At 63.4% G+C, this 22,782-nt stretch carries 25 protein-coding genes; 13 read left to right on the forward strand and 12 right to left on the reverse strand.

Going from position 1 to position 22,782, the window contains the following annotated elements; genetic code table 11:
* Positions 1-6: 6 nt before the first annotated feature.
* Positions 7-423, reverse strand: a complete 417-nt coding sequence (locus LB524_RS12560) for a lysozyme inhibitor LprI family protein (protein ID WP_224526652.1) — start codon at positions 421-423, stop codon at positions 7-9.
* Between the two features lie 242 nt (positions 424-665).
* On the opposite strand from LB524_RS12560, the gene ykgO reads away from it, so the two are divergent.
* The 4 genes from ykgO to LB524_RS12580 all read left to right on the forward strand — a co-directional run bounded on the left by ykgO (position 666) and on the right by LB524_RS12580 (position 3,265).
* Positions 666-791, forward strand: a complete 126-nt coding sequence (ykgO, locus tag LB524_RS12565; protein ID WP_006327841.1) for a type B 50S ribosomal protein L36 — start codon at positions 666-668, stop codon at positions 789-791.
* A 110-nt stretch (positions 792-901) separates the two neighbouring features.
* Positions 902-1,549 (forward strand): tetratricopeptide repeat protein, encoded by a 648-nt coding sequence (locus LB524_RS12570; RefSeq protein WP_140822522.1) that lies wholly within the window; start codon positions 902-904, stop codon positions 1,547-1,549.
* Positions 1,550-1,641: 92 nt separating this feature from the next.
* On the forward strand, positions 1,642-2,709 hold the full coding sequence (locus LB524_RS12575) for an alpha/beta fold hydrolase (RefSeq protein WP_140874821.1): 1,068 nt from the start codon (positions 1,642-1,644) through the stop codon (positions 2,707-2,709).
* 52 nt (positions 2,710-2,761) lie between these two features.
* Positions 2,762-3,265, forward strand: coding sequence for a hypothetical protein (locus tag LB524_RS12580; protein ID WP_140616892.1), 504 nt, complete (start codon positions 2,762-2,764; stop codon positions 3,263-3,265).
* Here LB524_RS12580 and pyk read toward each other — a convergent pair.
* On the reverse strand, positions 3,235-4,668 hold the full coding sequence (gene pyk / locus LB524_RS12585) for a pyruvate kinase (protein WP_140616672.1): 1,434 nt from the start codon (positions 4,666-4,668) through the stop codon (positions 3,235-3,237). The genes LB524_RS12580 and pyk overlap by 31 nt on opposite strands.
* Positions 4,665-5,111 carry a DUF1036 domain-containing protein gene (locus LB524_RS12590; protein WP_174361986.1) on the reverse strand — a complete coding sequence of 149 codons (447 nt, stop codon included), beginning with the start codon at positions 5,109-5,111 and terminating at the stop codon, positions 4,665-4,667. Before LB524_RS12590 ends, pyk begins: the two co-directional genes overlap by 4 nt.
* A gap of 286 nt (positions 5,112-5,397) precedes the next feature.
* On the opposite strand from LB524_RS12590, the gene LB524_RS12595 reads away from it, so the two are divergent.
* The 3 genes from LB524_RS12595 (at position 5,398) to LB524_RS12605 (ending at position 7,795) form a co-directional block, all read left to right on the forward strand.
* On the forward strand, positions 5,398-6,195 hold the full coding sequence (locus LB524_RS12595; protein WP_140720053.1) for an N-formylglutamate amidohydrolase: 798 nt from the start codon (positions 5,398-5,400) through the stop codon (positions 6,193-6,195).
* 11 nt (positions 6,196-6,206) lie between these two features.
* Positions 6,207-6,515, forward strand: coding sequence for a DUF1244 domain-containing protein (locus LB524_RS12600; protein WP_015315317.1), 309 nt, complete (start codon positions 6,207-6,209; stop codon positions 6,513-6,515).
* Positions 6,516-6,613: 98 nt separating this feature from the next.
* Positions 6,614-7,795, forward strand: a complete 1,182-nt coding sequence (locus LB524_RS12605; protein ID WP_015315316.1) for an MFS transporter — start codon at positions 6,614-6,616, stop codon at positions 7,793-7,795.
* Here the strand turns inward: LB524_RS12605 and LB524_RS12610 are convergent.
* Positions 7,753-8,667, reverse strand: coding sequence for a LysR family transcriptional regulator (locus tag LB524_RS12610; protein WP_224526655.1), 915 nt, complete (start codon positions 8,665-8,667; stop codon positions 7,753-7,755). The genes LB524_RS12605 and LB524_RS12610 overlap by 43 nt on opposite strands.
* A gap of 114 nt (positions 8,668-8,781) precedes the next feature.
* Between LB524_RS12610 and LB524_RS12615 the strand changes: the two genes are divergently transcribed.
* Positions 8,782-8,988, forward strand: a complete 207-nt coding sequence (locus LB524_RS12615; protein WP_224526658.1) for a DUF680 domain-containing protein — start codon at positions 8,782-8,784, stop codon at positions 8,986-8,988.
* An 89-nt stretch (positions 8,989-9,077) separates the two neighbouring features.
* Positions 9,078-10,037, forward strand: coding sequence for an SDR family oxidoreductase (locus LB524_RS12620; protein ID WP_224526660.1), 960 nt, complete (start codon positions 9,078-9,080; stop codon positions 10,035-10,037).
* A gap of 64 nt (positions 10,038-10,101) precedes the next feature.
* Here LB524_RS12620 and LB524_RS12625 read toward each other — a convergent pair whose 3' ends face one another.
* From LB524_RS12625 to LB524_RS12650, 6 genes are all read right to left on the reverse strand, one after another.
* Complete coding sequence (locus tag LB524_RS12625) at positions 10,102-10,260, reverse strand: DUF3309 family protein (RefSeq protein WP_015315312.1); 159 nt, start codon at positions 10,258-10,260, stop codon at positions 10,102-10,104.
* A gap of 96 nt (positions 10,261-10,356) precedes the next feature.
* A complete protein-coding gene (locus LB524_RS12630) occupies positions 10,357-13,533 on the reverse strand; it encodes an efflux RND transporter permease subunit (protein ID WP_224526664.1) in 3,177 nt (1,058 codons plus the stop codon).
* An 80-nt stretch (positions 13,534-13,613) separates the two neighbouring features.
* Positions 13,614-14,789: an efflux RND transporter periplasmic adaptor subunit gene (locus LB524_RS12635; RefSeq protein WP_224526667.1), complete on the reverse strand. Its 1,176-nt coding sequence runs from the start codon at positions 14,787-14,789 to the stop codon at positions 13,614-13,616.
* 536 nt (positions 14,790-15,325) lie between these two features.
* Positions 15,326-15,502 carry a hypothetical protein gene (locus LB524_RS12640; RefSeq protein ID WP_181171150.1) on the reverse strand — a complete coding sequence of 59 codons (177 nt, stop codon included), beginning with the start codon at positions 15,500-15,502 and terminating at the stop codon, positions 15,326-15,328.
* 92 nt (positions 15,503-15,594) lie between these two features.
* The gene (locus LB524_RS12645; protein ID WP_224526669.1) at positions 15,595-16,725 is read right to left on the reverse strand and encodes a patatin-like phospholipase family protein; all 1,131 of its coding nucleotides are present in this window, start codon (positions 16,723-16,725) and stop codon (positions 15,595-15,597) included.
* A gap of 218 nt (positions 16,726-16,943) precedes the next feature.
* Positions 16,944-18,032, reverse strand: coding sequence for a citrate synthase/methylcitrate synthase (locus LB524_RS12650; protein WP_224526672.1), 1,089 nt, complete (start codon positions 18,030-18,032; stop codon positions 16,944-16,946).
* Between the two features lie 93 nt (positions 18,033-18,125).
* On the opposite strand from LB524_RS12650, the gene LB524_RS12655 reads away from it, so the two are divergent.
* Entirely contained in the window at positions 18,126-19,268 is a 1,143-nt protein-coding gene (locus LB524_RS12655; protein ID WP_224526677.1) for a citrate synthase, read from the forward strand.
* A 20-nt stretch (positions 19,269-19,288) separates the two neighbouring features.
* Here the strand turns inward: LB524_RS12655 and phaR are convergent, their stop codons facing one another.
* Both phaR and LB524_RS12665 read right to left on the reverse strand, forming a co-directional pair.
* On the reverse strand, positions 19,289-19,897 hold the full coding sequence (gene phaR, locus LB524_RS12660; RefSeq protein ID WP_140822541.1) for a polyhydroxyalkanoate synthesis repressor PhaR: 609 nt from the start codon (positions 19,895-19,897) through the stop codon (positions 19,289-19,291).
* An 81-nt stretch (positions 19,898-19,978) separates the two neighbouring features.
* A complete protein-coding gene (locus tag LB524_RS12665; protein ID WP_140874800.1) occupies positions 19,979-20,206 on the reverse strand; it encodes a hypothetical protein in 228 nt (75 codons plus the stop codon).
* Between LB524_RS12665 and LB524_RS12670 the strand changes: the two genes are divergently transcribed.
* From LB524_RS12670 to LB524_RS12680, 3 genes are all read left to right on the forward strand, one after another.
* Positions 20,193-21,371 (forward strand): acetyl-CoA C-acetyltransferase, encoded by a 1,179-nt coding sequence (locus LB524_RS12670; RefSeq protein WP_224526680.1) that lies wholly within the window; start codon positions 20,193-20,195, stop codon positions 21,369-21,371. The genes LB524_RS12665 and LB524_RS12670 overlap by 14 nt on opposite strands.
* 107 nt (positions 21,372-21,478) lie before the next feature.
* The gene (phbB, locus tag LB524_RS12675; protein ID WP_015315305.1) at positions 21,479-22,204 is read left to right on the forward strand and encodes an acetoacetyl-CoA reductase; all 726 of its coding nucleotides are present in this window, start codon (positions 21,479-21,481) and stop codon (positions 22,202-22,204) included.
* Between the two features lie 196 nt (positions 22,205-22,400).
* Positions 22,401-22,703 (forward strand): hypothetical protein, encoded by a 303-nt coding sequence (locus tag LB524_RS12680; RefSeq protein ID WP_140874798.1) that lies wholly within the window; start codon positions 22,401-22,403, stop codon positions 22,701-22,703.
* Positions 22,704-22,782: the final 79 nt, after the last annotated feature.

Below are 22,782 nucleotides of genomic sequence, written 5' to 3' on the forward strand. Positions count from 1 at the left end.
ACACGCCTATTGCACCTCGTCGCTGTCCGCGTCGGGGCTGGCGCAACTTGCATCGCCTTCCTCGCAATTGGCGGAGGCGGCGAGCTGCTTGATGCGATCATTGGTCAGCCTGGTCAGGCATTGCGAGACCTCCATCGCATGGATGGACCCGCCCTGGCTGGCGGCGGTGTTATGCGCGCATTCGGCATCCCGGAAGCTGATCCAGGCGCGTTGTGCCACCTGAAGCAATCTCTTGCCATCGGCATCATCGGAGCCGATCAGCGCCTGATAGGCCGCATTGAGCCTGGCGTCGGCCGCCTGATAATCCTCGCCGGCACAGATATTCATCATCTGCTGACTGTCGTCGGAGCGGTCGCATTCCTGCCCTCGGGCAGCCGAGCTCGCCGCCAGGACGACGAGAGAGGAGAGGAGTATTCGGCGCATCTTTGTCCCCAAATCGCTTGAGATAAACGACATCATCCCAGCCGGCTCATGGCCGCGCAATGCCACGGGGCCGACATGGCGGATATTTGATGATATCGGGACGCGGAGCGCGCTTGCGGTTGACTTACGGTTGACATGGGCAAGTCTCCTCGTTTATGAGCCACCCACCGTTCAAAAGGCGCGTCTTCTGGCGCGCCTTAAAAATTCGACCCCGAACCGGGTCCAGACCGACAGGCAAGACCATGAAGATCAAGAATTCGCTCAAGGCGTTGAAGGCGCGTCACCGCGACAACCAGCTGGTTCGCCGCAAGGGCCGCGTTTACATCATCAACAAGACCGCCCCGCGCTACAAGGCGCGCCAGGGTTGAGTTTTCGGCCGGAGGCTTTTTCGTCTCCGCCCACTGATGCTTGTCGGCCAGCCGACCTTCCCACGCTAAAATCACTTTGATGTTCCGCCGCCCGGGATTAAACTCGGGCGATGCGGATTCTTTTTGTATCCTTGACGACTTTGCTGGTTTCCGGCGTCGTCTCCCTGCCGGCCCAAGCCGGTGATCGGCCGATCGCGGTGGCGGCCGCGGATGGTCAGCCGGCGCCCGCCGATGCCCAGCCAGCGGCTCCGGACACTCCGGTTACGCCCATGACGAAACAGGCCCGGCTCGACAAATTGTTCTCCGACCTGAAGCGCGAGCGCAACGAAAAGGCCGCCGAGCGCATTGCCGGCAGCATCTGGAACGAATGGTTCCAGTCCGGCAGCGCCTCGATCGACCTGATGATGCAGTGGTCGCAAAAAGCGATGAATGATCAGAAATTCGACGTCGCGCTCGATTTCCTGGACCAGGTGGTGACCTTGCAGCCTAGCTACGCCGAAGGCTGGAACCGTCGCGCCACCGTGCATTTCATGATGAAGAACTACGGCAAGTCGATGGCCGACATCGACCGCACGCTGCAGCTCGAGCCACGCCATTTTGGCGCGCTGTCGGGCCTGGCCCAGATCATGGCCGAGACCGGCCACAAGCAATCGGCGCTCGAGGCCTGGCAGAAGGTGCTGGCCATCTACCCGATGATGCGCAGCGCCCAGAACCAGGTCGCGACCCTGTCGGAAGAGCTTGCCGGCGAAGGCATTTGATAGATCAGGAAATAGCCATTAGGCGCTGGCGCTGGAGCCAGCCCTACTGCCTACCCCACAACTTATCCCCCTCCATCCCCGTATATCCCTGCATGAACCTGATCTATGCCGCGCTCGCCTTCCTGATGGCGCTTGTCCTTGCCCTGGTCGGCGTCACCCGCGCCGGCTCGTGGCTGATCGAGCGCCGCGGTCCTTCGGTCGGGGCGTTCGCCGACATCGACGGTGCCCGCATCCACTACGTCCACCTCCCCGCCCCAGCCAGTGCGGATCTGCCGCCGATCGTCTTCATCCATGGCGCCAGCGCCAATTTGAAAGACCAGATGCTGCCACTCAGGCCGCTGCTTGAAGGCCGCGCCGAAATGCTGTTCTTCGACCGGCCTGGTTTTGGCTGGTCCGGCCGCGGTCCAGGCAACAATGAGGACCCATCGGCGCAAGCCGCAACCATCGCCGCCCTGATGGACCGTCTCGGCATCAAGAAGGCAATCATCGTCGGCCATTCCTTCGGCGGCGTGGTGACGGCGGCTTTCGGCCGCGAGCATGCGGACAAGACGCTCGGGCTGGTCTTCCTGGCGCCGGCGACCCATCCCTGGCCGGGCGGCGCGACGTCCTGGTACTACGACCTGACCACCATCCCGGTGATCGGCCGGCTGTTTTCCGAGACGCTGACCTATCCTGCCGGGACGCTGTGGATGGCGGACGCCACGACCTGCGTCTTCTCACCCAACAAGGTGCCCGACAATTATCTCGCCGCAACCTCGATCCCGCTGGTGCTGAGGCCGTCGGCCTTTCGCGCCAACGCCACCGACGTTGCCGGCCTCTATCGCTATGCGCTCGCCGCCGCACCGCACTACAAAGAGATCACGGCCCCGACCGTGGTCATCTCCGGCGACCGCGACAAGGTCGTCTATGCCCGGATCCACTCCGTCGGCCTGGTGCGCGACATCCCGGGTGCCGAGCTCGTCTGGGTGCATAATCTCGGTCATAAGCCGGACTGGATCGCTTCCGACCTCGTCGTCGGCGCCATCGAGAAAGTCGGCGGCAAGGATATCGATCTGGAAGCAATCGCCAGGACGGTGGAGGCACGGATTGCCGGCGACACGTATGGCACGGGCAAATGCGCCGACATCAAAGAACCTGAAGCGGAGCTCGCGCCGACCTGATGCGTGCCATCCGAAAACGGCCACCGCAGCCCGCCATTGGGATCAGAGCGGCATGTACGTCCTGAAACACGGCATAAAGAGAAATCCGGAAAAGCGATGGGCGCTGCCGGATCGCATCTTCTTCGGTCACGGCGCATGCGCCATTCTCGCCGGCACCTTCCTCAAGCATCCGCCTTTGGAGGGATTTTACGGCGAACGGATCATTCCTGACGAAGGCTTTTCAGGAAACCATATCTATGTGACGAACGGCCTGATCGCTTTCGACTATCATGGCTATTGCGCCCGAGAGCGGTTGCTCGAACACCATGAAAGAAGCTGGGCTTCGCGCAACGCCGGATGGCGTTGCACGATTGCGAAAGTGGATTTCGATCTGCTCGATAAGACCGAACTCAACCGGCGAAAGATGCTCGGCCCGGATCAGTATCTGCATGACCCCATTCCTCGCGCGCGACGGTTCCTCCAGCGAAAAAACCACGCGGAAGCCGCGGTAAGAGCGCTCAGGACTGCAACGACGCTGGGGGCCGACTACCGGCCGGCTGTTTCCGATCCGACATAGGCGATGCGCAGCATGTTGGTCGATCCCGGAGTCCGCAGCGGCACGCCTGCGGTGATGATGACCCGGTCGCCCGGCTTGCCGAAGTCTTCTTCCAGCGCGATGCGGCAGGCGCGGTTGACCATGTCGTCGAGATCGGTGGCGTCGGGCGAGACGACGCAATGCGTGCCCCATAAAAGCGACAACCGTCGCGCCGTGTTGAGGATCGGCGACAACGCGATGATCGGCACCTGGGGACGCTCGCGCGCGGCGCGCAGGCCGGTGGTGCCCGATGCCGTGTAGGTGATGATCGCCGACAGTTTCAGCGTTTCGGCGATTTCGCGGGCGGCCAGCGAAATGGCATCGGCGCCGGTCGCTTCCGGCTCGGAGCGTTGCGCGTTGATAATGCCGGCATACGTCGGATCGGTTTCGACCTTGGCGGCGATGCGGTTCATCATCGCCACCGCCTCGACCGGATAAGCGCCCGCTGCCGATTCCGCCGACAGCATGATCGCGTCAGCGCCTTCGAAGACGGCGATCGAAACGTCGGACACTTCGGCGCGGGTCGGCACAGGGGCGGTGATCATCGATTCCAGCATCTGCGTGGCGACCACCACCGGCTTGCCGGCGCGGCGCGCGGCGCGCGTGATCTGCTTCTGGATGCCGGGCACCGCCTCCAACGGCATTTCGACGCCGAGATCGCCGCGGGCGACCATCAGCGCGTCGGACAGTTCGATGATCTCGGCCAGCCGGGCCACGGCCTGCGGTTTTTCGATCTTGGCCATGATCAGCGCCCGGCCACGGGCGATCTTGCGCGCCTCGGCCAGATCTTCCGGCCGCTGCACGAAGGACAGCGCGACCCAGTCGACGCCCGTGGCGAGCACCGCGTCGAGATCCTTGCGGTCCTTCTCGGTCAGCGCGCCGACCGGCAGGTCGGTATCGGGCAGGCTGACGCCCTTCTTGTCGGAAATGGTGGTGCCGGCAATAACGGTGCAGACGATCGACTTGCCGTCGCTCTTTACCGCCTTCAGTTCGAGCTTGCCGTCGTCGATCAGGAGGCGATGGCCAGCCTCGACCGAGCTCAGGATTTCAGGATGCGGCAGGTAGACCCTTGTCGAGGTGCCGGGCTCGGGATTGTCGTCGAGGGTGAATGTCTGGCCCAGCGTCAAGACTTCCTTGCCATTGGCGAACTTGCCGACGCGCAGCTTCGGGCCCTGCAGGTCGGCCAGGATGCCGATCGGCCTGCCAACTCTTTCCTCGACCGCGCGGATGCGGGCGACCAGCGTGCGCATCAGCTCATGATCGGTATGGCTCATATTGATGCGGAACACATCGGCGCCGGCTTCGAACAGCTTTTTCAGCATCTCCTCGGAGGAAGATGCCGGACCGATTGTGGCTAGGATCTTGACCTTGCGGCTACGTCTCATTGACTGTTCGTTCCCGGGGCGGCTGGAGCGCCTCCCGTTGCGGGCTCGTCGGTGAGCTGGACCATCCAGCTTGCCTGCTCGCCCGTGTCATATTCCTGGAATCCGGCGCGCTGGAAGCCCCTGGCGACGCAGTCGCTTACGCCGGCAATCTTGAACTCTTTTTCAGCCACGCACATGTTGATCGGGCCGTCCCAGCGTCCACCGCGCTCGGCGTCTTCTGCATAAAGATAGTAAAACCTTGATGACAGCGGTCCTTCGATCAACGTCTTGCAACTCGATCCCTCGATGTGCCACCAGCCCTCGGTGATCCAGCCGGCCTTGGCCCGATAGCCGATACCGACGCCGACCAGGTTCTGCGTGGCGTTGCAGACGCGAAAGTCGGCGCGCGCCGGTGAAGCTGTGACCATCGCTGACAGTCCCACGGCGAGCGTCAGGAGCGGCATGGCTAAGGCAAAGCGCGCGCGCTGCCCGCCGTCGGAACCCATCCTAAAACCCCTCAAGAACCACATCAGCATCTCTCTGCGCCCCTTTTCGGAAAAGTCCGGGCGCATGTCAACGCGCCGTTTTGACCAATTCCAATCGATTTAGGAAGGCTCCCGGCGCACGACCGTCGCCCCGTGCCAGATTTCCCGGGAAACCTTGGCTAAACAACGGCATTGCGTACACGTCGTCTTCGTGGAATGACGATAGCATCCTCCCCGAACGCCAGCGAACGACCATTTTCCGCCAATGACCCGATCCACAGTTTTCGCGCCCTTCGACATCGTCGAGGGCGACCGCAAGCGAGGCATCGTGCTTCTGGCGGATCACGCCCGCCGCGACCTGCCGGAAGAATATGGCAGCCTGGGGCTGCCGGCGGCCGAATTCGACCGCCATATCGCCTATGACATTGGCGTCGAAGCGGTGACGCGCGAACTGGCGGCCCTGCTCAATGCGCCGGCGGTGCTCGCCAATTTCTCGCGGCTGCTGATCGACCCCAACCGAGGCGAGGACGATCCAACACTCATTCGCCAGCTTTACGACGGCACCATCATTCCCGGAAATTATCCCCTGGCGCAGGAGGAACGCGAAAGGCGGCTCGATCGCTTCTACCGCCCTTATCACGACGCGGTCGGCGCCATGATTGCGTCAGTCGCGCAGGCTTCAGGGCAAGCGCCTTTCATCTTCTCGGTGCATTCCTTCACCCCTGCCATGCAGGGCAAGCAACGTCCGTGGCATGTCGGTATCCTGTGGGACAAGGACGACCGGGTGGCGCGACCGCTGATCGATATGCTGGCCGAGGACAAACAACTCGTGGTTGGCGACAACGAACCGTATGATGGCGCGTTGCGCGGCGACACCATGTTCAGGCACGCCATCGTCAATGGCTATGCCCACGCGCTGATCGAAATCCGCCAGGATCTGATAGCGGACCAGAAGGGCATTGTCGCCTGGGCCGGGCGGCTCGCACCGATCGTTGACGCGATCGACCGCCGTCCCGATATACATGCGGTAAAGATGTTCGGCTCGCGCACCGGGCCGCTATGACGGAGGTTTCGATGACCGAACTCAGCAACGAACAGAAGCGCGACTTCGAGGCCGCCGCCTTTCGGCGACTGGTCGAGCATTTGCGTGAACGGGGCGACGTGCAGAACATCGATCTGATGAACCTCGCCGGCTTCTGCCGCAACTGCCTGTCGAACTGGTACCGCGAAGCAGCCAATGCCGAAGGCGTCGAGCTCGGCAAAGAGCAATCGCGCGAGATCGTCTACGGCATGCCCTATGCGCAATGGCAGGCGCTCAACCAGATAGAGGCTTCGGACGCCAAGAAGGCGGAATTCGAAGCACGGCGCCCCAAGGACCACTGAGCCCGTTTAGCCCAAATGCTTTCCCACAACAGCGCTTGACTGAAAATTGAATCGATCTAATTTGCCGCGCAAAGCCATTTTCTGACCGGATTCGTGCCATGAACGCTTCGAACGCCATGCAGACTGCCATTCGCGGGCGATGGGCCGTGGCGGCCATTTTCCTCGCCAATGGTTTCCTGACCGGCAGCTGGGCGCCGCAGATTCCTGTCTTCCTGACCCGGCTGGACATCTCGAAATTCACGCTCGGCCTGCTGATCCTTTTGTTCGGCGCCGGCGCGGTCACCGCCATGACATGGTGCGGCCACCTGATCTCCAAACACGGCTCGCGCACCGTGCTGCGCTGGTTCGGCCTGTGCGGCAGCCTCGGCCTGCTGGTCGTGGCGCTGGCACCCGACGTGCCGCTGGCGGCCATCGCCATGTTCATATTCGGCGGCTCCATCGGCGGCATGGATGTCGCCATGAATGCGAATGCGGTGGTGGTGGAACGGCGGCTGGGGCGCGCCATCATGTCCTCGTCGCACGGCTTCTGGAGCCTCGGCGGTTTCGCCGGCGGCGCCCTCGGCGGCTTCGCCATCCAGACCTATGGCCACCTCGCCCATGCCGCGGTGGTGACCGTGCTTGCCTTCGCGGCAATCGCGGCGGCGGTGCCCCACATCGTGGCCGAAAACAAACCGCAGGCGGTCGAGCATCATAAATTCGCTCTGCCGGCAAACCCATTGGTCTACCTCATCGGCCTGATGGCCCTGTTGACGATGATTTCAGAGGGCGCGGTGCTCGATTGGGCGGCGCTGTATCTGCGGCAGGAACTCGGCGCCGACCTCGCCGTCGCCGGTCTTGCCTATGCCGCCTTCTCCGGCGTCATGGCGATCATGCGCTTTTTCGGCGATGGCGTCCGCAACCGCTTCGGCGCGGTGATGACACTGCGCGGTTCGGCCATCGTCGCGGCCGCCGGCATGCTGATCGCCGGCCTGTCGCCTTCGCCTTGGCTCGCCATATCAGCCTTTGCGCTTTGCGGCTTCGGCATCGCCAACATGGTGCCGATCATCTTTTCCGCCGGCGGCAACCAGGAGGGCATGTCCTCGGGCACCGGCATGAGCGTCGTCACCACCATGGGCTATTCCGGCATTCTGGTGGCGCCGTCGGCGATCGGCTTCGTCGCCGAGCATTCCAGCTTCGGCCCGATCTTCATCGCCATGTCGGCTCTGCTGATCGTCGTCTTGCTGATGGCCGGATTGGCTCACCGCGCCGAATTCGCTCCGGATGCCGCCCCCGCCGAATAACGTTTCAATTCCTCGTGGAGAAAATCAGCCACGCGGCGGATGCGCACGCTGGTGCGCACGTCGCGATGCATGGCCAGCCATACCGGCAGGGCAGGCAAGGGCAGGCCGGGCAACACCTTCTCCACCAGCGAATCGCGGTCTGCCAGCGGCTCCTGGCCAAGACCAACGCCGTTTCCCGCCCGCACGGCTTCCCAAAGCACGATCTGATTGTCGGCCCTGAAACGAAAGCTGTTTCGGGTGACCGGGATGCCATACTGGGAAAAGGCCCGGATCATCTCGTCGCTGCGATCGAAGCCGATCAGGGCGTGATTGACGAGGTCGGCCGGCCCCACCGGGCGCCCGCACTTGTCGAGATAGGATATGGCCGCGCAGGCGCAGAGTGCGATATCGCAGACCTTGCGCGCCACCAGTTCGTTCTGCGCCGGCTTGACCATGCGGATGGCAATGTCGGCATCCCTGCGCAGCAGGTTCTCGACCTGGTTCGAGGCAACGATCTCGACCTCGATGCCGGGCTCGTCGACGCCGAGCCGCGCCATCATGTCGGGCAGCACATAGGCCGCTACCACCTCACTGGCCGCGATGCGCACAGTGCCTTCGATCGCCTCGACCGAACCCAGCGCGAGCCGTGAAAAGGCGCTTGCCTGCTCGCTCACCGTCTTGCCGCGCTCGAACAGCGTGGCTCCCGCTTCGGTCAGCGCATAGCCGCTTCGCCCGCGCCGGAAAAGCGTGACGCCGAGCGCCTGTTCCAACTCCCCGATGTGACGGCCAAGCGTCGGCTGGCTTGCCGACAGCTTTCGCGCCGCGGCCGACAGGCTGCCGGTTTCCGCCACGGTGACAAAGCTCTTGATCAGGTTCCAGTCAATGTCGTCCATTCAATAATGAATATCAAACCTGCATTCGCAGTCAATTTTAATTCATCGATGAAGCAATCATATTCACCCTGCAAACACCGATACCGACTGCAACAACCAATCAGGAGTAATCCAATGACCAAGATCGCAATCGCAACCGCCGCCCTCTTCATCGCCGCCAACACGGCTTTCGCCGGCAGCAACAAGTTCGGCTCGGACAATGCCAGCCAGACCGTCGCCACCACCGACAATGTGACCACCTCGTCGATCAGCAAATCCGAGGCGACCAATCAGAAGCCTGTCGTCCAGGGCAGCAACCGCGACCTCTTCGGCAGCCGCTGAACGGTGGTCCTCGAAAATCCAGAAGCAGCGGGCTCGTCCCGTCGCTTCTAGGCAAACCCCGCACTTGAAAACAAATAAGGAGACGAAGAATGACCAAGATCGCAATTCTCGGCGCCAATGGCCGGCTCGGTCGCGTGGTTGCCAAGGCCTTCATCGACGCCGGCTTCGACGTCCGCGCCGTCACCCGTACCGGCATGGTGCCGGCCGAGCTTGAGGGCGCCACGGCGGTTGCCGGCGATGCGCTGGACCGTCAATCGCTGATCCAGGCCACCGAGGGCGTCGACATCATCTTCAACGGCCTCAACCCGATCTACACCGACTGGGGCAAATGCGTGCCAATGGCCGAAAATGTCATGGCCGCCTGCCATGCCAACGATGCGCAGCATCTCTTCCCCGGCACGGTCTACAATTACGGCTCGCCCATGCCGGCGGTGATCACGGAAGACACGCCGTTCCACCCGACGACAGAGAAGGGCCGCATCCGCTGTGCCATGGAGGATCTGTTCCGCCGTGAGGCCGAGGCCGGACGGGTGCGCACCATTGTTCTGCGGGCCGGCGACTTCTTCGGCGGCACCGGCAGCGGCTCGTGGTTCGACCTGGTCGTCGCCGCCAAGATCAACAAGGGCATCTACACCGCGCCCGGCCCGGCCGACCTCGTGCATGAATGGGCCTATTTGCCGGATTTCGCCGTCGGCTTCGTGGCGCTCGCGCGCAACCTCGACAAACTCGGCTCCTACGAGGCGCTGAACTTTCCCGGCCATGCCGTCACCGATCTGGAGATCAAGGCCGCCGCCGAGAAGGCACTCGGCCGGCCGCTGATGATGAGCGCGATGGCCTGGTGGGTGCTGCGCGCCGGCAGCCCGTTCGTGGCAATGTGGCGCGAGATCGTCTCGATGTCATACCTGCGCTTCGAGCCGCACCGGCTGGCCTCGACGCGGCTGGCAGGCATCATCGGCGAAATCCCGCATACGCCGCTCGATCAGGCGGTGAACAAAGCCTTGCAGGATATCGGCATCGCCGTCGCGCCCACCCGTCGCCAGGCCGCCTGATCGAGCTTGCTGGCAGGTGAGAACGGCTGCGCTCGGTAAGGTCCGGCGGCGAAATCGTTGCCGGTCAGATCCTGCCCAGCACAAGCAGGATCAGCACCACGACCAGGATGACGCCGACAATGCCCGATGGTCCGTAGCCCCAGGAGCGCGAATGCGGCCATGCCGGCACAGCGCCGATCAGGATCAGGATCAGGATGATAACGAGAAGTGTGCTGATCGTCATTTTGAGCCCTCGCCGTCTGGTTGCATTCGAGGGAACAATGCAAAAGGCCGCCCGGTTGTTCCCGGACGGCCTTTGTTGCTTGGCCTGCGAAACGCTCTATTCCGCGGCCTTCGGGAAGCTGACTGCCGGCTCGGCGCCGACATCTGCCAGAGGCCCTTGGGACAAGATCTCGCCCTTGCCGCGCCGGAAGAGACGGCTGATTAAGCCGCGTCGCGCGCCGGGCTTGATCTTGGCGCGGGTGAACACCATCAGCATCGACGGCGTCACGACCAGCGTCAGAATGGTGGCGAAGGACAGGCCGAAGACGATCGCCGACGACAGCGAAATCCACCATTGCGTCGACGGCGCATTGATCGTCGTCTCGTGATGGAAGATTTCGAGCCCAAGGCCGAAGGCGATCGGCAGCACGCCGAGAATCGCCGACACCGCCGTCAGCACAACCGGTCGCGCACGCTCGCGGCAGGTCTGCAGCACCGCGTCCATCTTGTCCCAGCCCTCCTCACGCAACCGGTCGTAGGTGTCGATCAACACGATGTTGTTGTTCACCACCACGCCGGCCAGCGCGATGACACCAATGCCCGACATGACGATGCCGAACGTCTCGCCCGTGATCAGCAGTCCAAGGAACACGCCGATTGTCGCCATGACCACGCAGGACAGCACCAGCCATACGCTGGTGAACTTGTTGAACTGCGCCAGCAGCACCAAGAAGATCAGGAAGATCGCCGCGCCGAAGGCCTTGCTGAGGAAGGCGCTGGCTTCCGCGCTATCCTCGTTCGATCCGGCGAGCTTCCAGCGTATTCCGCTGCCCAGATTCATATCGGTGACGGCCTGAGTGACCTGCTGCTGGACTGCCGCGACCTGTTGGCCGGCGGCGACGTTGGCCTGCACCACCACGGTTCGGGCACCGTCGATGCGGTTGAGGATGCCGACCGTCGGCTCGGGTTTGCGCACGACGAAGTTTGAGATCGGCACCGACCCTTGCGAGGTCTGCACCCTGAGCTCGTCCAGCGTCGACAGCGTGCGCCGGTCTTCCGGAAGACGCAGGCGGATGTCGACGGCGTCATCGGCACCAGCAGGCCGGTATTCGGAGAGCTTCAGTCCGTTCGTCACCAGCTGCACCACGGTGCCGACCGAAGTCGGGCTGATGCCGTATTGCGCGGCCTTGGCGCGGTCGACCTCGAGAGCCCAGTCGACGCCGGGCGGCGGCAGGCCATCGGAAATATCGATGACGCCCGGCACCTTGGCGATACGCGCCGCGACGGCGCGCGCCTTGTCGTCGAGGCCGGCTGGATCGACGGCCGATAGCCTGATCTGGATCGGTTTGCCGGTCGGCGGACCGGCTTCCGGCACGCGCACCTCCACGTCGACCCCGGGAATGCCGGCCATCACACCGCGCAGATCGCTTAGGATCTGGTTGGCGGATTTGCGTTCGCGCCAGTCGATGAATTCGTACTGGATGACGCCGACGACGTCCTCGGGCACGTCCTGGCCGCCGCCCTGCGTCTTGCCGACGCGGGTGTAGACCGACTTCACGCCAGGCCACCCGAGCAACCGGCTCTCGGCGATCTTGGTCGCCGTATCCATTTCGGCCAGCGAAAGGTTGCCGCGGGCATGCACGTAAAGCAGGCCGTAGTCAGGTTCGACGCTCGGAAAAAACTCGACGCCGGCACCGTACTTTGAATAGCCAACGAAAATACCGGTCAGCAAGACGACGGTGAGCACCATCACGGTGATGGGAAAGCGCACCGCCTGCTTGACGACAGCCATGTACCAGCCGTCGCGATTGCCATCCTCGTGATGCTGCGGCGCCTTGGCGAATATAGCGCCCAGCGTCGGCGCGAAGACCAGCGCATAGAGCATCGAGGCCGACAGCGTGACGATCAGCGTGATCGGCATGTACTTCATGAAATCGCCGATGATGCCGGGCCAGAACAACAGCGGCGAGAAGGCGGCGATACGCGTCATCGTCGCGGCGATGACCGGGCCGGCCATGCGCTTGGCGGCAAGCGCGAAGGCTTCCTGCTTCGGCATGCCTTCGCTCATCCTTCGTTCGGCGAACTCGGTGACGATGATGGCGTCGTCGACCAGCATGCCGACCGCCAGGATGAGGCTGAACAGCACGATCATGTTGATCGTGTAGCCCATCATGGCAAGCAGCAGGATACCGATTAGGAAGGACGACGGAATGGCCAGGCCAATCAGCAGCGAGGCACGGCCGGACAGCGCGTAGAGGATGACGATGAACACCAGGATGACGGCGATCATCACATGGTTCTGCAAGTCCCCCAGCAGCTGGTTGACGAAGACCGACTTGTCCTGCGTGTAGGTGACGTGCATGCCCTCGGGCATGGTCTTGACGAAGGCATCCGACACCTCCCTGACCTTGGTCAGCGTATCGATCAGATTGGCGCCGATGCGCTTTTTGACTTCGATGGCGATGGCCGGCTTGCCGTTGAGGCGCGTGATTGTCGTCGCGTCGGCGAAGGTCGAGCGTATCGTCGCGATGTCCTTGGCCTGCACCACGGCATTGGGCCCGGCGACCACGGGAAGTGCCGCCACATCCTCGGGTGTCTCGATCAGCGACGGCACCTTGACGGCATATTTGCCTTCCGAGCCCTCAATGTTGCCGGCGGCGACCAGGCTGTTGGAAGCACCGACCGCGCCGATCAGCTGGTCGAGCTGCAGGCCATAGGACGACAGCTTCATCGGATCGATGACGACCTCGACCAGATCGTCGCGCGAGCCCTGCAACGAGCCTTCGAGCACGCCGGGCACTTCCTCGATGCGATCACGCAGTTCGCGCGCCGCGGCAGCCAGCACGCGTTCGGGCAATTCGCCGGACAGCGTGACGACGAGCACCGGAAATTCGGAAATGTTGACCTCCGTGACGACAGGCTCCTCGGCCGCCTGCGGCAGGTCGGCCTTGCCGTCCTGCACCTTGGAGCGTGTGTCCTGCAGTGCCGTCGCCAGGTTCGTCTGCGGCTGGAACTCGACCAGAACGTAGCCGCCGCCCTGGAAGGCGGCCGAGCGCATCTCCTTGAGGCCCTTCAGGCTTTTCAACTTGCTTTCCATCGGCCGCAGCAGAAGACGCTCGGAATCCTCCGGCGAAATGCCTTGATAGATCAGGCTGACATACATCATCGGAATCGGAACGTCGGGTTCCGCTTCCTTCGGTGTCGATTGATAGGCGACCCAGCCTGCAATCAGCAGGAAGACCAGGACCGAGATGGTCAGGCGGGCATTGTTGATTGCGAGTCTGACGATATCCATGACTTATGCCTGCTGTTGCTTTCGGGAGTGGCGAACGGACATGCTGTCGCCGGACAAGGCCCGGCGCCGGCGCCCATGCGCTACTGCGTCCCAGCGGTGGCTTCGCCGATCAGTTTTTTGATGGTCGCCTGGTCGGCCTCGACCGGATGGACCTCGTCGCCTTCCTTCACCATTTCCTGGCCGGCAACGATGATGCGCGCATCGGCCGGGATGCCCCCAAGCACGAGACCGGTCGGCGTATCGTCGACCAGATCGATCGGGAAGAACGCCACCTTGTTGTCCTTTCCGACGGCGCGGATGCCGAGGTCGCCCTTGTCGCCGAGCGTCACCACCGAGCGCGGCAAAAGCACCGCGTCGGTCGGCAGCGCGCTGAGCTGGATTTCGGCCGTCATGCCGGCCGGCACCGAGCCATCGGCATTGGGGATGGCAATCTCGACACGGAAGGTGCGGGTCGCCGACGAGGCGTCGCGGCTGATATAGCGCACGGTGCCTTCGACGGTCTGGCCGCTGACCAGCCGAACGCTGGCCTTGTCGCCGATCTTGAGATAGCCGAGGTCGCGCTCGCTGATTTCGCCGCGCGCGATCACCGGATCGAGCTTGAGGATCGTCGCCACCTCGCCGCCCTGCATGACGGAGCTGCCGAGTTCCACCGGCACCCGGTCGATGACGCCGTCGAACGGCGCCTTCACTTCGTTGCGGTCGAGCTCGGCCTGTGCGGTGTCCAGCTGCGATTGCGCCTGGGTCAAGTTGGAGCGGGCGGTGTCGAGCTGCAGCTTCGGCAAATTGCCTGTCTTGGCCAGACGCTCGGCGGCGTCGAGTTCGGCCTTGCGCTGCGCCACAAGCTGCTTGGCGTTGTCGACCATCGAGATCTTTTCCTCGGCGGCGAGCATCAGCACCAGGTCGCCGGTCTTGACGTGGTCGCCCTGCTTGACCGGCAGCTTGTCGATGACGCCGGCGACGCGGGTTGCCAGCACCGCGCGCTTGTCGGCTTCGGTCAGCCCGGAAATGCGGATGGCGCGCGCATAGGTCTTTCGCGGCGGCGTCACCACAGCGACGGTACGCAGCGGGGCCTTCGGTTCGGCTTCCGCCGTCTTCGGCTTGCTCGCGTCCGGCGTCTTGCCCTGCTCGGCTTCGGCTGCCTTGGCCTTGTTCGCCGCCACGCTGCCGACCGACGAGAACTCGCCTGTCGCCATCCACGCCGCGAAACCGATGAGCACAACAATGGCTGCAAGCTTGTGAAACCTGATTTTAGGCATCGTCATTTTTCCACTGCGGGTTCGGCCAGCACCGCGTCTGATGACGCGTGCGCGTCGCCGATATGGGTGCGCGCTCGACCGTGTTCAAATTGCCGTGATCGGCGAGCGCGCTTCTACATCAAAGTTGCATCGCAATATAGCCCCAAAGTTGCAGCAGCATTGCGTAGCCGAACAAGGTGTGGCCGCCATGAAACGGTACTTCGTCACTTGCCAGGCTACTTGGTGAAGCCGGCCGCCGGCTCACAATCCGGCTCTGAAACATCGTCCACCGGAGACCAGCGCGGCTCGCCACAGGCCCGTCCGGCCGTCTCCGAAATATAGCCGCGATCCGCATTGCGTCGCCGATCGAAGTGCAGGCACAAACCGACGATCCGCGTCAGTGTGATCGGCGAGAGGCAATGGTCGAGACACCATAACACTCGACTAAAGGGCTGGAATTGTTCGAAAAAAGGCACGGCAACCTTTCAGGTCAGGCTTGCCGCCGCCAAGGCCCCGAGGTCGAACCTGATGCTGAAAAACTCAACGCGCCCGCATTCTTACGCCTTGGACCATCGCGTCGCGATACGCGCGACATAGGGCTCGGCACGAGACAGGTGCGGGAACACCGGGTGTGTTTCGTCCCATTCGCAATTCGGGTCGAGCATTGCGCCCGATCCCTTCGGACGTCTTCCGCCCGGCGTCATCTGACCGTTGGTGGCAACAGGCGTCAGCATGATGACGGCTCTTCCGCACGCCAAGGTTGCTGTCACGCCAGCAGCGCTGGACTACGCGCTGCTGCGGAGACCCCGCCATGCCGCCGGCGGGCTCAGGCCCGACGGCGCTCTGCCTCCGGATTCTTGCGAACGGCGAGAAACTCCTTCACGCGACGGCCCGGTGCTGGACCGCGGACCGGCTTGAAACCGTCGTCGAGTTCGCCCGAGAGATCGAGCGTGGCATGCTTGCCGACGGCAGCGTAATTCTCTTCAAGCCAGTCGCTGGCGGCGGTGCGGCCGAGGTCGCGCAGATAGGTCAGGAAGGCCCATTCGGCATTGACCTTCGAGGATGCCGACAGGCCCTTGAACGCCTCGTCGGCATCGATGCGGTGCATGCGGATGTCCCGGTATTCGCCATGCGGCAGACGCCCGGCGGCGATCAGTTCCTTGACGAAGGCGATCGAGCGGAATTCGCGCAGCAGCCCGGCATTGAAGGTGATCTCGTCGATGCGGTTCTGGATCTCGTTGGCGCTTCTCGGTGTTCCCTCGCGCACCACCGGGTTGATCTGCACCAGAAGCACGTCCTCGGTCGCCGCCGTCTTGAAGAATGGATAGAGCGCCGGATTGCCGCCATAGCCACCATCCCAATAGGGCACGCCCTTGATCTCGACAGCACGGAACAATTGCGGCAGGCAGGCCGAGGCCATCACTGTGTCGAGATCGATCTCGCCATCGGAAAACACTCGCAACTGCCCTGTCTCGACATTGGTGGCGGAGATGAACAGTTCCATCGGCTTGCAGGCATGGACATTCCCGAAATCGATCTCCCGCGCGACCACGTCGCGCAGCGGATTGAGGCCGAGCGGGTTGGCGACATAGGGCGAGAATACCCGCGACATGGTGTCGAAGAAGACATAACCCGGCGTGTTCTCGATCGACCAATTGCCCCAGGCGACATCCCACGGCATGCGTTGAACCGGGCTGAACCGTCCCTTCGCCGCCACCGCGTGCCAGAAATCGTCCAGCTTCTTGCGCGCGCCCTCGACCCCGCCTCTGACAAAACCGTCAGCCAGCGCCACCGCGTTCATCGCGCCGGCACTAGTACCGGACACCGCCGATATCTCCAGCCTGCCATCCTCCAGCAGCCGGTCGAGCACGCCCCAGGAAAAGGCGCCATGCGAGCCGCCGCCCTGGAGAGCGATGTTGATCTTCTTCTTTTCCTCCGCCTTGCCGTTCTTCGTCATGGCGTTCCTGTCATCCTGATTCGCCGGCCTGCCCCGACATCGTTCGAAGGAAGCAGCTATCGCCAGCTTATGTTGCAGTGCAGCATATAAGGATGGACCAAGGCAAGAACACGAACACGCTCGCGTGATCACATGAAATTTCGGTCATGCGAAAGCCAATCCGCTGCACGGGGAGAGACGCGGCTTTCGAAACAGACATGAAGCCAGGCAAATGGGAGCTAGGCGACGAGGTCCGGCACAGGCCCGATATAGCGTGACTGCGGACGGATCAGCCGTCCGGTGGTCTGCTGCTCGCGCGCGTGCGCGACCCAGCCGGCGACGCGTCCGGCTGCGAAGACATTGCTGAACGCCTCGGGCGGAAACCCTGCCGCTTCCAACACCAGTGCGGTGTAGAATTCGACATTGGTCTGCAGCGAACGCTGCGGCTTGGCGACCCGGAGCACGTCGAGCGCGGTTTGCTCGACCGTCTCGGCGAAAGCCAGCCGCCTGCCGGTGTCGCCCTCACCGCCAAGCTTGCGCACCACCGCTTTCAGGACATCGGCACGCGGATCGCGCACGCGGTAGATGCGGTGACCGAAGCCCATGATGCGTTCGCCATGCGCGATCTCGTCGCGCAGCCAGGTGGCCGCATCGCCATGCGCGGCGATGGCGTCGAGCATCTCGATGACCGGGCCGGGCGCGCCGCCATGCAGCGGCCCCTTGAGCGCGCCAAGCCCGGCTAGCACCGACGATGTCAGGCCCGCCAGGGTCGAAGCGACGACGCGGGTGGCGAAGGTCGAGGCATTGAGGCCATGATCGCAAACGGTCACCAGATAGGTGTCGAGCGCGTTTGCCAATGCCGGCGACGGGGCCGATCCCCTGAGCATCCTCAACATGTCGGTGGCATGATCCGCCTTGCCGTCGGGTGCGATCGGCTGCTCGCCGCGCCGCAGGCGCAGCAGGGCCGGCGTCAGCACCGCGGGCGCAGCGATCAGCCGCAAGGCGTCCGCCAGCGTTTCGCCATCCGGCAGCAAGGCCATGCCAGCGCGCATGGCGCTGTAGACTTCGAGCGGCGCCAGCAGGGGCAGCGAAGGCGCGAGCCGGTCGAAGACCTCGGTGCGTGCCCCGCCCAACCTTGCCGCCAGTTCGGCGTCACCAGGCAGATCGTCGAAGAAGCCGTCCAGCAGCAGGCGGACGACCCGGGCGTAACTCCATCGTCCAGCCAAGTCCCCAAGCGAATGGCCTCGGATCGTCAGGCGGCCGCCCAGGCCATCCACGTCGGACAGCACGGTTTCGGCCGCCACCACATCATCGAGCCCATTCGCCATGGCCTTGTCTCCTTGTAGCTTTTCCCGGTGGGAGATAAGGATGGGCGCCATAAGCATCAATCTTGATCAATAGAATCAATATCTGAGCTCGATATGTCCGAATGGTTGTCGCGGGAAGAGGCACTGGAAAGGCTCCGGGTGAGGCCGCAGACGCTCTATGCCTATGTCAGCCGCGGCCGCATCGGCATGCGCCCGGATCGGGCCGATCCGCGCCGCAGCCAGTACCGCGCCGACGATATCGCGGCGCTGGCTACGCGAAGGGCGCGCGGGCGCAGCCCCTCGGCCATCGCCGAAAGCGCGATCGCCTGGGGGGAGCCGTCGCTCGTCACCGCGATTTCGACCGTCTGGCACGGCAACCTCATCTATCGGGGCCGGGATGCCGTTGCGCTGTCCGACCATGCCACGCTGGAAGAAACCGCTGGACTGCTCTGGGCTCTGTCCGGCCCGGTCCATTTCGAAGCATCGCCACCAGATGCGCCGCGCCCGACCGGCCGCGCCCAGGCGTTCGTGCAACTCGCTTTGCTTGCCGGCCAGGCGCGGTCTTCGCTTGGACGAAATGCTGCCTCGCTGTGCACTGATGCCGCACGCGCGATCGGTGTGCTGGCCAGCGCTCTCGGTGCCGAGGCGGGGCCGGAACCGGTGCACCAGCGATTGGCGCGGGGCTGGTCGGTGGACGATGAAGGCGCGGATGCGATCCGGCGTGCGCTTGTGCTGCTTGCCGATCACGAACTCAATGCGTCGACCTTCGCGGCCCGCGTCGCCGCCTCGACCGGAGCCTCGCCCGCCGCTTGTCTGCTGGCCGGCCTGGCGACACTGTCAGGTCCCCGCCACGGCGGCGCCGGCGAAGCGGTAATGCAACTCGCCGAAGACGCGGGACGGCATGGTGCCGATGCCGCGATCCGGCGCTGGCTTGGCCACGACCGGCCACTGCCGGGATTCGGCCACCAGCTCTATCCCGAGGGCGATCCCCGGGCCACGGCGCTTCTGGCGGCCTTCGACAACACCGATGAAACATTGCGGTCGCTGGAAACCGCCGCCATGGCGGCGACCGGCGCCCAACCGAATATCGATTTTGCCGTGGCCGTGCTGGCGCGCAGCCTTGGCTTGCCGCGGGATGCACCGTTCCACCTCTTCGCGCTTGGACGCAGCGTCGGCTGGGCGGCACATCTGGTCGAACAGATCGTGAGCGGCAGCATCATCCGGCCGCGCGGCCGCTATGAGGGATTGCTGCCGTAAATCGCGTGAGCGCTATGCGCTCATGACATCGTGTCGAGCTTGCGCTGCATGGCCGCGATCTGGTCCTTCAACTGCTGCAGATCGTCGGACTTCTCCGGCGCTTCCTTCCTGGCCGGCTCCGCGGGGGCCGCTGCCGGTGCCGGGCCCGCGGGCGGAAAAGGCGTGAACAGCCGCATCGCGTTCTGGAACATTTCCATGTTTCGGCGCGTCTGTTCTTCCAGCGCCTTGATCGGTGTCGCCATTTTCATAACGTCCAGTGGCGACTTGCCGATGGCGCCCTTCATCTGCTCGCGGAACCGCTCTTGTTCCTTGGAAAAGGCGATCATCGATTGCTCGAGGAAACTCGGCACGATCATTTGCATCTGGTCGCCGTAGAAGGCGATCAGCTGGCGCAGGAACGGGATCGGCAGCATGTTCTGCCCGTCCTTGTTCTCCAGCTCGAAGATGATCTGGGTCAGCACCGGATGCGTGATGTCGTCGCCGGTCTTGGCGTCCTGGACGGTGAACTCCTCGCCCTTCTTGACCATCTCGGCCAGATCCTCGAGCGTCACATACGTACTCGTCCCCGTATTATAGAGGCGGCGATTGGCGTATTTCTTGATAATGATAGGGTCGTCTTTTGCGGCCATCTGCATCCTCCCCGGATCCCGGCACGCCTGAGTAAGCAGCCGGTAACGATTGCGCCCTTTTTGAGGATATGCGCAAAAGCCCTACAATTCCAAGCAGTTTGTGCACTGCGGGATCATATAATGCTGCATAGCAGGCAAAATATGCTGCGCGGCAGCGACCGGACCGCCGACACCACGATGCGCGGCCCGCTTGCGGCGCATCGGCGCCATGCCGATTTCCGGTTTGACTTGGGGTTGGGAAAGGGCAAAAAAGTCCTCAACGGCACAACAACACCCTTGAAGTCTGGAGAAGAAAATGTCCGCTTCCATTGTCATTGCCAGCGCCGCGCGCACGGCTGTAGGCTCCTTCAACGGCGCCTTCGCCGCCACGCCCGCGCATGAGCTCGGCGCCGTCGTCGTGCAGGAACTTTTGGCGCGTGCCGGGGTCGAACCGGCCGAGATCGACGAGGTCATCCTCGGCCAGGTGCTGACCGCGGCGCAAGGCCAGAACCCGGCCCGCCAGGCCTCGATCCTTGCCGGACTGCCCAAGGAGACCACCGCCTGGGGCCTCAACCAGGTTTGCGGTTCGGGCCTGCGCGCCATCGCGCTCGGCATGCAGCAGATCGCCACCGGCGACGCCAAGGTGATCATTGCCGGCGGCCAGGAATCGATGTCGCTGTCGCCGCACGCCGAGCACCTGCGCGCCGGCGTCAAGATGGGCGACTACAAGATGATCGACACCATGATCAAGGACGGGCTGTGGGACGCCTTCAATGGCTACCACATGGGCAACACCGCCGAGAACGTCGCCCGCCAGTTCCAGATCACCCGCGACGACCAGGACCAGTTCGCACTGGCCTCCCAGAACAAGGCCGAGGCCGCGCAGAAGGCGGGCAAGTTCAAGGACGAGATCGTCGCCTTCACCATCAAGGGCAAGAAGGGCGATACGGTTGTCGATCAGGACGAATACATCCGCCACGGCGCCACGATCGATGCCATGACCAAGCTGAAGCCGGCCTTCGACAAGGATGGCACGGTGACCGCCGCCAATGCCTCCGGCATCAATGACGGTGCCGCCGGCGCGCTGCTGATGAGCGAAGCGGAAGCCGCAAGGCGTGGCATCACCCCGCTGGCGCGCATCGCCTCCTGGGCGACCGCCGGCGTCGATCCGGCGATCATGGGCACCGGACCCATTCCCGCTTCACGCAAGGCCTTGGAACGGGCCGGTTGGTCGGCAGGGGATCTCGACCTTGTCGAGGCCAACGAGGGGTTCGCCGCACAGGCCTGCGCCGTCAACAAGGACATGGGCTGGGACCCCTCGATCGTCAACGTCAATGGCGGCGCCATCGCCATCGGCCACCCGATCGGCGCCTCGGGCGCCCGCATCTTCAACACGCTGGTTTTCGAAATGCGCCGGCGCGGCGCCAAGAAGGGACTGGCCACCCTATGCATCGGCGGCGGCATGGGCGTCGCCATGTGCGTGGAGGCTTTCTGATAGACTTTGGACGGGCGGCGCAAGCCGCCCGTTTCACATGTGGTGCCTGTAGCAAATCCAGTGCCTGCCAAGCCCGACAACAGGGCGATTTCAAAAAGGGGAAATGCATGACCAAGGTTGCAATCGTCACGGGTGGATCGCGTGGCATCGGCGCGGCGATCTCGATCGCTTTGAAGAACGCCGGCTATTCGGTTGCCGCGAACTACGCCGGCAACGACGAGGCGGCGGCGAAGTTCAAGGCGCAGACCGGCATTCCGGTCTACAAATGGTCGGTCGCCGACTATGACGCTTGCGCGGCCGGTATCAAACAAGTCGAGGCCGACCTCGGCCCTGTCTCGGTGCTGGTCAACAATGCCGGCATCACCCGCGACGCCATGTTCCACAAGATCACCCGCGAGCAGTGGAAAGAGGTGATCGATACCAATCTGTCCGGTGTCTTCAACATGACCCATCCGTTGTGGGGCGGCATGCGCGACCGCAAGTTCGGCCGCGTCATCACCATCTCCTCGATCAACGGCCAGAAGGGCCAGGCCGGTCAGGTCAATTACTCCGCCGCCAAGGCCGGCGACATCGGCTTCTCGAAGGCGCTCGCCCAGGAAGGCGCCCGCGCGGGCATCACCGTCAACGTCATCTGCCCTGGCTACATCGCCACCGAGATGGTCAAGGCAATCGACGAAAAGGTGCTCAACGAGCGCATCATCCCGCAAATCCCCGTGGGTCGCCTTGGCGAACCGGAAGAGATCGCGCGCTGCGTGGTCTTCCTCGCTTCGCAAGATGCCGGCTTCATCACCGGCTCGACCCTCACCGCCAATGGCGGCCAGTACTTCGTCTGAGACGTCTGCTCGCGCAGTCCAACGCTGCGGATCCATGCGTGCCCTGCGATAAGCGGACCGGAAAATCGGTCCGCTTCCAAATGGCGCCTAACTCTTGGAAGACGCCGCTGTGACGCAATGCCCCAATCCGGCACGCAAAGCTTAATGCCGGTAGGCGCGTCTGTGCGAACCCTGTGATCAAGCCTGTGGATTCTCGGTGGATAAGCTGTTCACAACACAAGATATTGGAGGAACAAAAAGAGAAAATACGGCCGGCGCTGCTTTGTCGCCGATTCGTTCCGGCTTTGAGCCCAATGTTAAGATTAATGGCCGCGATAAGCTGCTATTCTTTAATGCCGAATTAGGAAAGATTAACAGTTTCATAAGCTTAACAGGGCGCGCACCGAATCGCCCTCATCGTTCCCGGCGAAAGTTAACGGCAGGACCCGCCCAGCATAAAACGGGCCAGTTCGGTGATTCAGCATGTGGTGAGACTCGTGGTCACGAAATCCATATCTAGCCGTGAACAAAAGCTGAATCTGACGGAGTCGCCGATTCGTCGCTGATTCGTTCCAGACTCGTTCCAACTGTTAAGCAGG

Origin of the sequence: Mesorhizobium sp. ESP6-5 (assembly GCF_020164695.1) — a bacterium.
GTDB classification, from domain to species: Bacteria; Pseudomonadota; Alphaproteobacteria; order Rhizobiales; family Rhizobiaceae; genus Mesorhizobium; species Mesorhizobium australicum.

Excerpts from the sequence above, each read along its gene's own strand:
- LB524_RS12560 (WP_224526652.1), bottom strand. The coding sequence starts at position 423 with ATGCGCCGAATACTCCTCTCCTCTCTCGTCGTCCTGGCGGCGAGCTCG.
- ykgO (WP_006327841.1), top strand. The coding sequence starts at position 666 with ATGAAGATCAAGAATTCGCTCAAGGCGTTGAAGGCGCGTCACCGCGAC.
- LB524_RS12570 (WP_140822522.1), top strand. The coding sequence starts at position 902 with ATGCGGATTCTTTTTGTATCCTTGACGACTTTGCTGGTTTCCGGCGTC.
- LB524_RS12575 (WP_140874821.1), top strand. The coding sequence starts at position 1,642 with ATGAACCTGATCTATGCCGCGCTCGCCTTCCTGATGGCGCTTGTCCTT.
- LB524_RS12580 (WP_140616892.1), top strand. The coding sequence starts at position 2,762 with ATGTACGTCCTGAAACACGGCATAAAGAGAAATCCGGAAAAGCGATGG.
- pyk (WP_140616672.1), bottom strand. The coding sequence starts at position 4,668 with ATGAGACGTAGCCGCAAGGTCAAGATCCTAGCCACAATCGGTCCGGCA.
- LB524_RS12590 (WP_174361986.1), bottom strand. The coding sequence starts at position 5,111 with ATGCCGCTCCTGACGCTCGCCGTGGGACTGTCAGCGATGGTCACAGCT.
- LB524_RS12595 (WP_140720053.1), top strand. The coding sequence starts at position 5,398 with ATGACCCGATCCACAGTTTTCGCGCCCTTCGACATCGTCGAGGGCGAC.
- LB524_RS12600 (WP_015315317.1), top strand. The coding sequence starts at position 6,207 with ATGACCGAACTCAGCAACGAACAGAAGCGCGACTTCGAGGCCGCCGCC.
- LB524_RS12605 (WP_015315316.1), top strand. The coding sequence starts at position 6,614 with ATGAACGCTTCGAACGCCATGCAGACTGCCATTCGCGGGCGATGGGCC.
- LB524_RS12610 (WP_224526655.1), bottom strand. The coding sequence starts at position 8,667 with ATGGACGACATTGACTGGAACCTGATCAAGAGCTTTGTCACCGTGGCG.
- LB524_RS12615 (WP_224526658.1), top strand. The coding sequence starts at position 8,782 with ATGACCAAGATCGCAATCGCAACCGCCGCCCTCTTCATCGCCGCCAAC.
- LB524_RS12620 (WP_224526660.1), top strand. The coding sequence starts at position 9,078 with ATGACCAAGATCGCAATTCTCGGCGCCAATGGCCGGCTCGGTCGCGTG.
- LB524_RS12625 (WP_015315312.1), bottom strand. The coding sequence starts at position 10,260 with ATGACGATCAGCACACTTCTCGTTATCATCCTGATCCTGATCCTGATC.
- LB524_RS12630 (WP_224526664.1), bottom strand. The coding sequence starts at position 13,533 with ATGGATATCGTCAGACTCGCAATCAACAATGCCCGCCTGACCATCTCG.
- LB524_RS12635 (WP_224526667.1), bottom strand. The coding sequence starts at position 14,789 with ATGCCTAAAATCAGGTTTCACAAGCTTGCAGCCATTGTTGTGCTCATC.
- LB524_RS12640 (WP_181171150.1), bottom strand. The coding sequence starts at position 15,502 with ATGCTGACGCCTGTTGCCACCAACGGTCAGATGACGCCGGGCGGAAGA.
- LB524_RS12645 (WP_224526669.1), bottom strand. The coding sequence starts at position 16,725 with ATGACGAAGAACGGCAAGGCGGAGGAAAAGAAGAAGATCAACATCGCT.
- LB524_RS12650 (WP_224526672.1), bottom strand. The coding sequence starts at position 18,032 with ATGGCGAATGGGCTCGATGATGTGGTGGCGGCCGAAACCGTGCTGTCC.
- LB524_RS12655 (WP_224526677.1), top strand. The coding sequence starts at position 18,126 with ATGTCCGAATGGTTGTCGCGGGAAGAGGCACTGGAAAGGCTCCGGGTG.
- phaR (WP_140822541.1), bottom strand. The coding sequence starts at position 19,897 with ATGGCCGCAAAAGACGACCCTATCATTATCAAGAAATACGCCAATCGC.
- LB524_RS12670 (WP_224526680.1), top strand. The coding sequence starts at position 20,193 with ATGTCCGCTTCCATTGTCATTGCCAGCGCCGCGCGCACGGCTGTAGGC.
- LB524_RS12665 (WP_140874800.1), bottom strand. The coding sequence starts at position 20,206 with ATGGAAGCGGACATTTTCTTCTCCAGACTTCAAGGGTGTTGTTGTGCC.
- phbB (WP_015315305.1), top strand. The coding sequence starts at position 21,479 with ATGACCAAGGTTGCAATCGTCACGGGTGGATCGCGTGGCATCGGCGCG.